At 61.6% G+C, this 12,948-nt stretch carries 12 protein-coding genes; 5 read left to right on the top strand and 7 right to left on the bottom strand.

The window, feature by feature from the left end:
* Positions 1-25 precede the first annotated feature (25 nt).
* Positions 26-1,045: a zinc-dependent alcohol dehydrogenase family protein gene (locus ACYVHK_RS02520; protein WP_460527263.1), complete on the bottom strand. Its 1,020-nt coding sequence runs from the start codon at positions 1,043-1,045 to the stop codon at positions 26-28.
* A 103-nt stretch (positions 1,046-1,148) separates the two neighbouring features.
* Here ACYVHK_RS02520 and ACYVHK_RS02515 point away from each other — a divergent pair, with 103 nt between their 5' ends.
* The gene (locus ACYVHK_RS02515) at positions 1,149-2,066 is read left to right on the top strand and encodes a LysR family transcriptional regulator (protein ID WP_460527261.1); all 918 of its coding nucleotides are present in this window, start codon (positions 1,149-1,151) and stop codon (positions 2,064-2,066) included.
* A 137-nt stretch (positions 2,067-2,203) separates the two neighbouring features.
* Here ACYVHK_RS02515 and ACYVHK_RS02510 read toward each other — a convergent pair whose 3' ends face one another.
* A complete protein-coding gene (locus tag ACYVHK_RS02510) occupies positions 2,204-2,794 on the bottom strand; it encodes a DUF805 domain-containing protein (RefSeq protein WP_460527259.1) in 591 nt (196 codons plus the stop codon).
* Positions 2,795-3,085: 291 nt separating this feature from the next.
* Complete coding sequence (locus ACYVHK_RS02505) at positions 3,086-4,519, bottom strand: aldehyde dehydrogenase family protein (RefSeq protein ID WP_460527256.1); 1,434 nt, start codon at positions 4,517-4,519, stop codon at positions 3,086-3,088.
* A 104-nt stretch (positions 4,520-4,623) separates the two neighbouring features.
* Between ACYVHK_RS02505 and ACYVHK_RS02500 the strand changes: the two genes are divergently transcribed.
* Positions 4,624-5,514 carry a LysR family transcriptional regulator gene (locus tag ACYVHK_RS02500; protein ID WP_460527254.1) on the top strand — a complete coding sequence of 297 codons (891 nt, stop codon included), beginning with the start codon at positions 4,624-4,626 and terminating at the stop codon, positions 5,512-5,514.
* Between the two features lie 51 nt (positions 5,515-5,565).
* Here the strand turns inward: ACYVHK_RS02500 and ACYVHK_RS02495 are convergent, their stop codons facing one another.
* Positions 5,566-6,471: an AraC family transcriptional regulator gene (locus ACYVHK_RS02495; protein ID WP_460527252.1), complete on the bottom strand. Its 906-nt coding sequence runs from the start codon at positions 6,469-6,471 to the stop codon at positions 5,566-5,568.
* A 101-nt stretch (positions 6,472-6,572) separates the two neighbouring features.
* Here ACYVHK_RS02495 and ACYVHK_RS02490 point away from each other — a divergent pair, with 101 nt between their 5' ends.
* Entirely contained in the window at positions 6,573-7,316 is a 744-nt protein-coding gene (locus tag ACYVHK_RS02490) for an SDR family oxidoreductase (protein ID WP_460527250.1), read from the top strand.
* 131 nt (positions 7,317-7,447) lie between these two features.
* Here ACYVHK_RS02490 and ACYVHK_RS02485 read toward each other — a convergent pair whose 3' ends face one another.
* The gene (locus tag ACYVHK_RS02485; protein WP_460527248.1) at positions 7,448-7,840 is read right to left on the bottom strand and encodes a YybH family protein; all 393 of its coding nucleotides are present in this window, start codon (positions 7,838-7,840) and stop codon (positions 7,448-7,450) included.
* A 400-nt stretch (positions 7,841-8,240) separates the two neighbouring features.
* Here ACYVHK_RS02485 and ACYVHK_RS02480 point away from each other — a divergent pair, with 400 nt between their 5' ends.
* The gene (locus ACYVHK_RS02480; protein ID WP_460527246.1) at positions 8,241-10,640 is read left to right on the top strand and encodes an eCIS core domain-containing protein; all 2,400 of its coding nucleotides are present in this window, start codon (positions 8,241-8,243) and stop codon (positions 10,638-10,640) included.
* A 15-nt stretch (positions 10,641-10,655) separates the two neighbouring features.
* Positions 10,656-11,501 carry a hypothetical protein gene (locus tag ACYVHK_RS02475; RefSeq protein WP_460527244.1) on the top strand — a complete coding sequence of 282 codons (846 nt, stop codon included), beginning with the start codon at positions 10,656-10,658 and terminating at the stop codon, positions 11,499-11,501.
* A gap of 79 nt (positions 11,502-11,580) precedes the next feature.
* Here the strand turns inward: ACYVHK_RS02475 and ACYVHK_RS02470 are convergent, their stop codons facing one another.
* Both ACYVHK_RS02470 and ACYVHK_RS02465 read right to left on the bottom strand, forming a co-directional pair.
* Positions 11,581-11,943 carry a hypothetical protein gene (locus ACYVHK_RS02470; protein WP_460527242.1) on the bottom strand — a complete coding sequence of 121 codons (363 nt, stop codon included), beginning with the start codon at positions 11,941-11,943 and terminating at the stop codon, positions 11,581-11,583.
* A gap of 20 nt (positions 11,944-11,963) precedes the next feature.
* Positions 11,964-12,899, bottom strand: a complete 936-nt coding sequence (locus tag ACYVHK_RS02465) for a bifunctional helix-turn-helix transcriptional regulator/GNAT family N-acetyltransferase (RefSeq protein WP_460527240.1) — start codon at positions 12,897-12,899, stop codon at positions 11,964-11,966.
* Positions 12,900-12,948 lie beyond the last annotated feature (49 nt).

The raw sequence follows: 12,948 nt of genomic DNA, 5'->3' as shown, positions 1-12,948 counted from the left end.
CTGACCGTCTTCAAACGCGTAATGATCAACTTCCGTTCTGCAGCGAAACATCGACCACAACTTTCCCCTGCGCTTTGCCACTTTCAAATCGGGCATGCGCCTCTGCTGCGCGTTCAAGCGTAAAGCGCGCTGTATCCAGTCGTGGGCGGACGCGACCTGCATCTGCTAGCTGGGCAATCGAGGTAAGGATTTTGCCCTGCCCGGCCTTGTCATGACCGAACATGATCGGAATCAAGACCAGCACCGTGTGTAGATTGGCGCCGCGCAGATAGAGCGGTGCAAGATTGTGCGTGGCGGCACCGACGATGGTGACAACATCCCCTGCCGGCTTGATCATCTGGAACGCGGCATCGAGCGAAGCACCGCCTACGGTGTCAAAAATGACATCAAACCCTTGCCCCCCGGTATGCGCATCCATGAGCGCCTGCGGGCTTGTCTGCGTCAGATCGACGCAGGCGTTGGCACCGCACTGCTGGGCGTACGCGGCACTCTCGGCCGAGCGGGTTATCGCGACGACGTACGCGCCTGCCGCGCTCGCCAGTTGCACCGCGATGCTACCTACACCGCCAGCCGCCCCGATGATCAGGACCTTGCTGGTCGGCTGCACCCGCGTTTTTTCGAAGAGTGCCTTCCAGGCAGTCACTGCCACCAAAGGCAACGCTGCCGCCTCACGAAAGCTCAGCCGGGCCGGCTTTCTCGCTACCAGTGCGGCGTCTACCAGCGTGTACTCGGCCAGTGCGCCGGGCACATCGGATTGCGGCCCGCGGAAACCGCCCGAAAAGCCGAACACTTCATCGCCGACCAGAAAATCCGCTACGCCCGCGCCAAGAGCATCGACCGTGCCCGCAAAATCAGTTTGCAGCAGGGCCGGAAAATGCGTCGGCGTCATCGGCAGACGGACCTTGCGCACCTTGATATCAATCGGATTGATGCCGGTCGCCATAACCCGGACCCGCAGTTGCCCAGGGCCAGGCACAGGGATAGGCAACTCGCTGAGCGTCAGTACGTCCGGGCCACCTTGTTCAAGCGCAAGCATTGCTTTCATCGGGGAACCTCATTGCTAGTGTGTGGAAGCCGCAGTTTGTTATGATTTCCCAGGTCAATAAATCCAAAGAGAAAGAATAGACTTTTTCCCCCGGGAGAATAATGTGCGCCTGACACAAAAGGTGGCCGGCCTTGAGGAGTTCATCCGGGTCGCAGAAACGCTGAGCTTTACCCGCGCCGCAGAGTCGCTTGGGCTGGCAAACTCGGCCATCTCTAAAGCGATACGCGAGCTGGAGTCCCGACTGGGAACCCGGTTGTTTTATCGCACTACGCGTAGCGTGAGCCTGACGGAAGAAGGCTCTCAGCTCTATGCCCGGGCAACGCGCTGGATGGGCGATCTGGAGGAAATGCAGAGCCTGAATACCGCAGGAAGACTCGTCGGACAGGTTCGTATCGACATGCCGGTCAGCATCGGGCGTTCGGTTGTCATGCCGCACCTCGCCCGCTTTCTGGCACAGCACCCGGGCATCAGCGTAGACGTACGCACCAATGATCAACACATCGACCTGGTGGCCGAGGGGGTCGATCTGGCCCTGCGGATTGGCGATCTCGAAGCATCCGATCTCATTGTGAAGCCGCTGGGGCGCCTGCGCCTGGGGACTTACCTATGTCCGCAATGCCTTGAACGTTACGGCGCTCCGCTCAAACCATCGGATCTCTCAATGCACCGCCTGATTGCCTTCGTACTGCCGTCGGGCCGCTGCAAACCCATGTTTTATCGACGGGACGGCGAAGAGATCAGCATCGACACGAGTCGCCCCGTGGCCAGCTTCAACAACGGTGAAGCCATGAGAGACGCAACCATACATGGCATGGGGATCGCGCAATTCCCCGCGGTTCACGCAGCCGAGGCAGTCCGCCAGGGATTGCTGGTACCGATACTCCAGGGGCAGGACGCCCCCGGCCCCGCCATTCAATTGGTCTACCCGTCAAGGCAATACCAGCCCCGGCGGATACGCGTACTCATCGATTTTCTCGCCGAAGTATTAGATGAAGCACTGCACGACGAGGTCGTCAGCTAAGCAGTGACACCGTATGCATACCATCAAGCACCTGAACCCGGTTTTCAGATCAGCCCGCACAAAAACAAACACCCCCGCGTTCGGCGGGGGTGTTTGCTTCAATCAAGGCGGCACAAACGGCTACCTGATCATCCAGCTTACTGCACGGCGCCGGGCGCGGCAGGCGCGATCTGCTGTTGCAGTGCCTTGGCCTGGGCCTTCTGCTTGTAGGCTTCGTACTGCGGGATGGCGATCGCGGCCAGGATACCGCCCAGGAACACAAACACCGGCACGGTGCAGGCCAGCACGATGACACCGGTGGTGTTGGCGACCGGCTCGGGGCCAAAGCGGTTTCCGCCCTTGGTACCGGGGAAGAACAGCATGTAGATGGCCAGGCCCAGGTTGGCCAGCGGGATCAGGTTGAGCAGCAGCCACCAGCCGCTAGCGTCCAGATCGTTCAGGCGACGGCGACCAAAGCCGAGCTGGACGACGATCATGGGGATGTACAGCACCAACATGCCAATCCCCATCAGGATGGGGCTGCTCGCTACCGTACCGATGATGGCCACCAGCATGATCGCGGCGATGGAAATCAGGCTCAGCGCGCAGCAATAAGCCAGGTAGCGCACCCGGCCGATACGACCGGAAAAGGACAGGAAGGTCGGTTGGTAGGTTTCGTTATCGATCAGCGCCTGGTTGGAGGTCGCGGAACTGGCGTAGACATTGCCGTTAGGTACAGTACTGGTCATCTTGTTTTCTCCCTTGTTGGCCCGTGCAGGCACGGACTTGTTGGACTGGCTCGCACCGGGGCATGGATATCGCGGCGAGAAACCTAGTCCGTCTTATACAGCGCAAGGGAGCATGCCACTCTTGCCGGGGGCATGACAAATGGGCAGGCCGTTATTCCGCCTGCCTGTGATCAATTCCGTCACAGGCAGCAGGGATAGGACGCAATGACGAGGGCTTTAACCCACCTGCCCTCGCCAGTGTGCCTGTTCCCATCGGCCCTGCCAGCACGGGCCGGGCCGGTGAGGCCAGGCTCAGTGCACGCCAAGGATTGCACGGGGCTCCATATAGGCCTCCAGCCCCGCCCGGCCATATTCGCGGCCGATGCCAGACTGCTTGAAGCCACCGAACGGCGCCGCCGGCTCATGGGCCAGGGTATTGATCAGCACCCGGCCGGCCTCGATCCGATCCGCCACCGCGCGGGCCCTGGCTGGATCGGCGGAGAGCACATAGGCCTGCAGGCCATAGGGCGTATCGTTAGCAATCGCGATCGCGTCTTCGGTATCGCGGTAGGGAATGATGGCCAGTACCGGGCCAAAGATCTCCTCCCGGGCGATGGTCATGTCGTTGCGCACGCCGCTGAACACCGTCGGCCGCACAAACCAGCCCTCGGCCAGCTCGGCCGGCAGGTCTGCTGGCCGCCCCTCGCCACCGGCGATCAGCCGTGCGCCCTCCGACTTACCCACCTCGACATAGCGCTGCACCCGCGCCCATTGTTTGCGACTGACCATGGGCCCGATGGCCGTCGTCGGGTCGCGTGGATCACCGGCCGGCGTGCGGGCCACCTCGGCCGAGACCAGGGCCTCGAACGCGGCCAGATGTTGTTCCGGCACCAGGATGCGGGTACCGGCGATGCAAGCCTGCCCGCTGTTCATGAACCCCGCTTGCACCGCCAGGCTCGCGGCCTGCGCAAGATCGGCATCTGCCAGCACCAGCACCGGTGACTTGCCGCCCAGCTCCAGCGTCACGCGCTTCAGGGTCTCCGCCCCGGCCCGCAGGATGGCCTTGCCCACGGCGGTCGAGCCGGTAAAGGAAATCTTGGCGATATCCGCATGCGCGCTGATCTCTGCCCCCACCACCTCACCCCGGCCGGTGACGATATTGAATACGCCAGCGGGCAGGCCTGCCTCGTGCAGGGCCTCGGTCACAATGCGGGTCTGGATCGCACTCATCTCGCTGGGCTTGATCACCGCCGTGCAACCGGCCGCCAGCGCCGTCGCCAGTTTGGCGGTGATAAATCCCGCATTGCTATTCCAGGGGGTGATCAGACCCACCACGCCCATGGGCTGCATCACCACATCGGCCGAGCCTGCCTGCTGGCTGAAGTCGTAATCGGCCAGTACCTTGGCGACCTCGGCAATCACGTTGGCCGCGTGCTTGGCCATCCAGTGCGCGCGGGAGACCGGCGCACCGTATTCCTCGACAATCGCCTCGAACAAGGCTTGTTCGCGCGCCTCGATCGCCGCGTGCATGCGCTGCAGCAGCACCAGCCGCTCAGCCTTGCTGGTCAACGAATAGCTTGCGAAGGCACGCTTGGCAGCGGCAATGGCACGGCGTGCATCCTCCGCATCCGCCAGCCTTACCTTGCCGATGACCTGTGCCTTGGCCGGGTTGTACAGATCGAACCATTCCACGCCATGCGGCGTGACGAATTGACCGTCGATATAGACCTGCTCGATAGATTGCATGGGATGTCCTTTTCACATGTCGCTGGGGTAGCGACAAGATAGGCCCTCCCCATTGGCCCGACTAGCCATACAATTGTGGATGTATCGTTGAGAAATTCAGGACAATGAAAACCACCGGCCTATCCGAATTCGAAGCCGTGCTCGCTGTCGCCCGCCACCGCAGCTTTCGCGCAGCGGCGACCGAGCTGGGTGTTTCCACCTCTGCGCTCAGCCACAGCATCGCCGCGCTGGAGGCACGCATCGGCGTGCGGCTGTTCAACCGCTCCACCCGCAGCGTGTCGCTATCCGAGGCGGGCAGCCAGTTTGTCGACAACATCGCCCCGGCCCTTTCCACCATCAAGTCCGCCATGGACCAGGCCGGCAATTTTCGCGACACGCCGGCCGGTACCCTGCGTATCAACACCTCTGTCGGCGCTGCCCGGCAGATCATGCCGCTCTTTATCGCCTTCCTGCAGCGCCACCCGGACATGAAGCTCGATATCGTCACCGAAGGCCGCTTGATCGATATCGTGGTCGATGGCTTCGACGCCGGCATACGCCTGGCAGAATCCGTACCGCAGGACATGATCGCCGTCCCGTTCGGGCGGCCGCAGCGCTTCTGCGTGGTGGGTAGCCCCGGCTACTTCGCCCACCACCCCAAGCCCACTACCCCGCTGGACCTGCTGCAGCACCAATGCATCCGCACCCGCATGCCCAGCGGCGCGCTCTACCGCTGGGAGTTCGTCCGCAATGGCGAGGCCGTGGAAATCGACATCAAGGGCGCCATCACCCTGGACGAATCCGACCTGATGCTGACCGCCGCCCGCAACGGCCTGGGCCTGAGTTATCTCACCGAATGGAATGTGGCCCGCGACTTGGCCAATGGCACGCTGGTAGAAGTCCTGTCCGACTGGACCCCTACCCTCGACAGTCTCTGCCTCTACTACCCCAGCCGGCGCCACAGCTCAGCCGGCCTACGGGCACTGGTGGAGATGATCCGCGAGCAGGCCGGGTAGGTACACCTAAGGTGGCGCGGACCCGCCGCCACCTTTGAAACCCAGCGCACCTCACGCCGCCAACAGCTCACGCGCATAACGCGCTGGCGGCACCCCTACATGCCGGGCGAAGGCGACGCTGAAGGCACTGGCGGAGCGATAGCCAACACGTTCAGCCACCTCCGCAACGCCGCCTTCTTTGCGCCTTAGCAGGTCCTTGGCCAAGGCCATGCGCCAAGCGAGCAGATAGGTCATGGGCGCCATGCCGACTGCGCGGTTGAATCGCTCAAAGAAGGTCGAGCGGGACAAGGCCGCCTCCTTGGCCAGTTGCGCCACCGTCCAGGGTTGGGTGGGGTCTTCATGCATGTGCCGTATCGCAATGGCGAGGCGTTCGTCGCCCAGCCCGCGCAGGAGGCCTGGCGAAGCTGCCGTGCCTGCCGCCGAGCGAAGTGCTTCGATCAGCAGTACCTCCAGCAGACGCGCCAGGATGACATCGCGCGCGAGCCGTCGCTCAAGGGATTCCTCCGTAACAAGCTGCACCAGCGTGGATAGCCGCGTCTCGCCACGGACATGCACCAGCTGCGGGAGCAGGGAGACCAGCAAGTCTGCATCCGGTGAGCCAAAGACGCAGTAGCCCACCAGGTATCGCACATCGGGCGAGCCGCTTTGCTCGCCCAGCCTGAATTCGCCCTGGGCCAACTGGACCGGCAGGGAATCGATGTCATCCGACGGCGCGGGAGCAAGGCTGGACATCGTAAAGCGATGGGCAGCGGGAACCAGCACAAAGTCACCGGCCAGCAATGTCAGCGGAGCGTGCCCATCCACCGTCAGGCAGCAGGTTCCGTCCAGGATCACGGCGTAGAAGGGCCGCCCGGCCTCTGTACGGCTCACCCGCCAGGCGCCCGCAGCGCTGACGACCTTGGAGAAAGCGGCTCCCGGTTGGAGCAGCGTAACGACCTCTGCAAGCGGATCGATCATGACCGGACTCTTGAACATGAAATGCGGATTTCTGATTGTAGTTAGTCCGACCATGGCGCGCTATCGTCCCGGTACCGTAAAACCCACTGAGGAACCCTGCCATGAAAACCGTCCTGATCACCGGCTGCTCGTCTGGATTCGGCCTTGAGACCGCCCGCTATTTCCTGGCGCGCGACTGGCAGGTCATCGCCACCATGCGTACGCCAAGCGAAGCGATCCTGCCCGCATCCGAGCATCTGCGGCTACTCCAGCTGGATGTCACCGACCCCGCCAGCATCCGCCAGGCTGTGGAGGCGGCTGGCCTCATCGACGTGCTGGTCAACAATGCCGGTATCGGGGTACTGGGTGCCCTGGAAGGCACCAGCATGGCGACCGTGCGCGATGTCTACGAGACCAATACCCTCGGGACGATTGCCATGACTCAGGCCGTGCTGCCCCAGTTCAGACAGCGCCAGGCTGGCGTCATTGTGAATGTCACCTCGAGCGTCACCTTGAAACCCTTGCCACTGCTGGCCGCGTATACCGCCAGCAAGGCTGCCGTGAATGCATTTACCGAATCCCTGGCACTGGAGCTTGAACCCTTCAATGTGCAGACCCGCCTGGTACTGCCGGGGAGAGCGCCTGAGACGCGCTTTGGCGAGAATGCCCAGCCCCGCATGCAGGGCGGCATCCCCGAGGCCTACGCCGATCTGGCGCAACGGGTTTTCGCCGGATGGGCGCAATCCACGGAAGTAACGCGGGCACAGGAGGTAGCGGAAGCCGTATGGCGTGCGGCGACCGACCCATCCTGCCCGGCTCGCCTCGCTGCCGGCGCGGACGCCGTCGCCCTGCTAGCGCCTTGCTAAGGCCGGAGACCCAACCGCCCCAGGCGGGGGCCGGGTCTTGCGATCATCTGCTGGATCGCAGGGCTTGGCCCCGTCCTTTCACCGCGCCCGGCAAGGTGAACTCGGTGACACGGTAGGTAACAGTCGCGATATCAGTCCGCTACCGGGGTCAGCGTATGGGCATCGCGCGCCATCAACCAACGACCGTCAGCTTGCTTGCGGTAGACGGTGATCCGATACCCCGCCAATGCCGAGGCCTCGCCGCCGGCGCGCGGCACCAGGGACAGAGAATCCCGTGCGCGGGTATAGGCAACCGTACCGACGACCACGACCTCCTCCAGCTCGCTGGTACAGCGCAGCAGAAACTCCTGATGGGCCGCCAGGAAACCGGTGGGGAATCCATCCCGGCCGAACGGCGCCTGGCCAGGGCCCAGGAACACGACATCGTCCGCCATCATCGTGAGCAGGCGGGCAAGATCGCCAGCGTTTACGGCATTGATAAAGCGGGTATGTACCTCATGTACGGCGCGTTCATCTGGTTCCATTGGCTATCTCCTTTCTATTGCGTTGCACGCAAAAACGTCCGTGACTACTGCTGACCGAGGTGAGTCAGTTGTACCGGCAGGTATGGATGGCAGCATAGGTGCCCGCTGCCGTGAGAACCAGCGGTGTAGGTGATATGGCCACACAGCGTGGCGGTCTGCTGTCGTGGGGTGTCCGGAAGGATAGGAAGACCATCGGGAGCCTGGTAACAATCCGCCCCGATTTCCTGGCAGGTACAGCGCCAGACAGCAGCAACTCATCCTCCCGGCTTGCCCGAAACTCACCACAAACAATTCAGCATTTCAGAAGTACGAATTCAGCATTTGACCGATGGCGCTCGACCTGCGTCGTCCCTACAGTAAATAGACTGGGGGCGGCCCCATGGTTACAGGGAGACGTTGGATGAAAACCCACGATACCGACACCAACAAGCGGCAACGCCAGCCAATCGCCTCGCCCGATGAGAAGAAACGCGCGCGTGCAGCGCGTGCCGTCACGCCGGCTCAGGACACAGGACGGCAGTCAGCCGTCGATCAGTCACCACGCATGCTGGCTCAGCGGCGGGCCATGCAGGCAACATTTGGCGACGCGTTCCAGCGTCCAGCCGATGGCCCCGAGATCGACGGGCCAGCGCAGGCGAAATCGGCACCTGCCCGCCTGCAGACCCAGAATGACGAGGCGACTGGCTTACCACTACAGCGGCAATTGATGACTCCCGCCCCTTCGGCAGAGGCCAGCGACGCACCGGTCAACGATACGGGCATGCCGGACCAACTGAAGACGGGGATCGAGGCTCTCTCCGGCATGGATATGTCAGGCGTTCGTGTGCATCGCAACTCTCCGGAACCGGCGCAGTTGAATGCCTGGGCTTATGCGCAGGGCAACAACATCCACCTCGGACCGGGACAGGAACATCACCTGCCACATGAGGCTTGGCACCTGGTACAGCAGCGCCAAGGACGTGTAAGGCCGACCATGCAGATGGCCGGGGTGAGCGTGAACGATGACGCGACGCTGGAACGGGAAGCGGATGTCATGGGTGGGAAGGCTACAAAAGGGACCGCACAACTGACGGCGGACAAAAAGCAAGCACTGGCCCCTGGTCCGCTCAGGGTATCCGCAATGCCGGTGCAGCTGGGACGCCGGGAGTTTGGGTACTACAGCCGCGACGGGAAGAAGAAGAACCAGAGAGTGGTCGCGATGGAAGAGTTCGGCGACCAAAACCGGATACACAAGGTCGACCCCAACAAAATACGGGAGACGCTGCCCGGCGAAGACCTGCCCGGCATGCAAATCGAGTCCGGTGACATCGATAAAAAGCTCGGCATCTGGCGGCCTTCCAAGGAAGAAGGTACCGCCCGCCCCGAAGACCCACCTATCTACCAGCCCTTCCGGAAAGCATTCCATGAGGCGCACAACATCAAACTCGCGCTCGAAAGAGACATGAAAGGCTTTCGAAAACTCGACGATCAGCAGGGCTTCACAGCCGATCTGTTCAAGCTCGCCTCGACCGTAAAAAACATCTCAATCTCCTACAAGGCGAGCGTTCGGAATTTCAAAGAACAAAAGGAGGTAACTACGCTGAAAGAAGCGTACTTCCTCCAGTTGAAAGAGGTGACCGCCCAGGTAGAAGAGCTAACGGCACGGATGGTCAAAGTCTCTGCGCAGGAGGACGGATTCGGCGCCGAGATGCTACCGCAGTTCCAGGCAGTCAAGAGCCGGGCTGGCGAGCAAATCTGGCGGGATAGGTGGTGGGCAGCGGTACAGGAGATCAACAGCCGCCTCTTGGGGCTCTGGACCGAATACGAACGCAATATCAAGGAATGGGTCTTAAAGAAAAGAAAAGAGGGACTTTCGTACATGGACCCGGAAAAGGTACGCAGCCTGGACTACATCGGCAGCCTCGCGAAGGGGTACAAGAGCGCACCCAAGCAGTACATCCGCTTTATGCCGGAGAAGTTCGATGTCGATGCCAACCTCGATGCCCCCCCGCTCGCCGTGTACGCGATGAGCAAGGGCGCGAAGGTGGACCGGGGCAGCGTCAAGAGTCAGGGGATCGAACCGCTCCAGGACTTCGAGAAGGCGGTGAACAATGCGCTGTTCGGCTTCGGATCAAAACTGGAACAGCAGTCCGCCCAGGGGCCGGTGCCGGGTTTGGACAAAGACGACCCCTTCGAGGTATTCATTCGAGCGACCAACGTCAGCGACATCATGTTTGGCAGCCACGAACATGTAAACGCAGCGCATACGGAGGTCGCTTTCGGCGCGCGACTTCAGACCATCCAGGACCAGATCTGGTGGCTACGAGGCAGGAACAACCTGTTGTCGCAGGAGCTCGGCATGCGCTTGGGCGAAAAGGGATTCGTCACCGACAGGGGCACGATCAAGGAGCATGTGCGAGAGGGCGAAGCAAAGGATGACTCGAAGCGGACCTATCTCGACAAGGACCTGACCTGGCTGGAAATGCTCCTGCTGGGCTTCGAAACCAGGGCAACACAGGCCGAGAAGGAAGCACAGCGAGAGTCCTCGGACTCGTCCTCGGACGAAGACGAAAAACCAAAGCGCAAAAAGAAGAAGGAACCCAAAAGGGAAAAGAAAGAGAAGAAGATAAAGAAGCAAGCGCCAGAAAAGAAGGAAAAGAAACAGAAGCCTGAGAAGAAGGAAAAGAAAGCGCCAAGGAAGGAAAAACGAAAAAGGGGGAGCTTGCCGGTGGAGAATTCGGAAGAGCTGCTGCGCCAGCAAGTCCCGATATCACTTTCATCGACACTTCAAGGCACATCACAATCCACCGATGACCTGTAGGACGCGAGGTGAACCATGAATGTCGTTACACACTCCCGGCACCTGGCCGGATTCACGACGCTCGACGCACTCCGGGTCTGGTCACCATCGGTTCGCGCCGAGCTGGTCGACCAACTCATGAATGCACCGCCGTCCGAGGCAGCATGGGGAGCCTTCCTCGAACTCCTGTTCCACTGGCCGGCGGAGGAATCCATCGAGCCCATCGTGAAGCGGGCCGCGGCGTCCCTGCGCGGGTGGGACTGGCGTATCCGACAGTTGGAACACATTGACCCCGTACTAAGCCGGGATGGCGGTATCGCCATGACCCTGGTCGGGCAACTGGCGATGCGAGATGTCGAAGACCTGCACGGGCTCAAAATTCTCGCCCTGTGCGCTCATCCTGGCATTGATGGCCTGCAGGGACTTCGGCTCCACAAGATCGAAACTTTCCCCGAGCATGTCGGGGCTATCACACGCTGCGATGCACTCAGCGGGCTCGTATCCCTTGAGCTCTCCAAGGTTCACCTCTCCGGCGGCATCGACACGGTGTTCGGGGCCTCCCAGTTGACCAGGCTGACCACCCTGAGGCTGAGTTCAGCCGATCTGGTACGAGCCGATCTGGAAGCGCTGGTTCGCGCACCCGCCAGCAGCGTAGTCGAGCAGCTAAACCTGTCTGGCAACCTCTTCAACGCCGACGATCTTGGCATCCTCCTCGCCGCCGACACCTACCCACGGCTCAAGGTTCTCGATGTCAGCGACACATGGTTGGACAGCGACGACTTTGAAGTGATCGTCGCTCGCCGACGCCTGCCTGCCCTCAAGAAGATCATCCTGCATGGCACGACAGCCGCGGAGCGCTTCGGCAATGAGATGCTCTTGTAGCAGGGCGGGATCACTGGCCGGGGCCTTGACCCACCAGGGGGTTACTTAACGCAAAATGCCAGACCTGAACTCGATGCCTTTAGGCGGAAAACTCAGTACGGAGCCCCTCTAGCTCCCTGACATGAACAGAACGTGCAAGACCTTCGCCACCAGCAGTGGCGGCGCTCGCACACCAACTGGCACGATCAATGGCGACATCCAGTGCGATAAGGCGCAACGCATCCGAACGGAAGCGAGGTAAGGCGTGCTGTATAAGAAGCGCCGTGAAATCTCTATCAAACAACCATTCGAGCTTGTTCGCTTCCGGTTCTAGCGCCACGAATTGCGACCGCAATTCTTCTGGGCTTGTGGCCTTGGTGACTTGCTCGATCAGCAGCTCAATTTGAATAGTGTCGTAGCCTGCACGTTGCAGCGCTAAACGGTGGTAGGCGAGAGTCGCCATGAACGAGCCCCTTATGTGTTTTACAGATCCAGCTCCCAGGTCTCATTGACCAGGTCCTTGCCAAAGGCGTGCGCCGGCTCCTCTGCCACCAGCACATAGCCTTTGCTAGCGTAGATATGGCGCGCTTCCTTGAGCTGGTCCGTGGTCCACAGGCGCATCTTGCGATAGCCCGCAGCGCGGGCGAAGTTGTGGCATTCGTCTACCAGGCGCGAGCCGAGGCCGTAGCCGCGCGCTTCTTCCTCCACCAGTAGCAGGCGCAACTTGCCCACGCCTTCCTCGCCACTGCGGGCCAGCGCGATGGAGCCGACCGGCTGCCCTGCCATCTCGGCGATCCAGCAGTGTTCCAGCGCCGGATCAAAATTTCGTTCGAAGTCTGCACAGATCTGGGCCACCAGGCCTTCGAAGCTGCTGTCCCAGCCCTGCCGCATATACAGCACAGCGTGGCGATGCGTGATCCAGGCCATGTCGCCGGCGCGGTGGGGGCGCAGGACGAAGGGTTGGGCGTATTTCATGCCGGCCTGCTTGTCGAGCAGCTCGCGGATGGTGTGCATGGCATCGAGCATGCGCAATTGGTCCAGCTCGGCCAGGCGCGACAGCATGTCGCCCACTTCTTCACGCGAGCGGCGGTCCAGCGGCTCGTAGACGGCACGGCCTTGTTCGGTCATGTGCAGGAGTTTGGCGCGGCCATCGGTGGCCGACGGCACCTTGCTCACCAGCCCGGCGCTTTCGAACTTGGCGACGATGCGGCTCAGGTAGCCACGGTCCAGGCCCAGATCACGGCACAACGCGGCCGATGGCTGGTCGCCATGGTGCGCCAGTTCGTACAGCACGCGCATTTCTGTCAGCGTGAATTCGCTATGCAGCAGGCCTTCCCGCAGCACGCCGATCTGGCGGGTGAAGAATCGGTTGAAGGACCGGACCGCTGCAACGCGGTCACTGAAAACAGGGGTAGGCATGGCAAGGCTCGGCAATCTTGGATTGCCGAAAGCTTGCGACATATTGTTG

The sequence above is a fragment of the Chitinimonas naiadis genome, assembly GCF_054780835.1.
The sequence above is the reverse complement of the archived record's forward strand: the minus strand, read 5'-3'. Positions and strand labels throughout refer to the sequence as shown.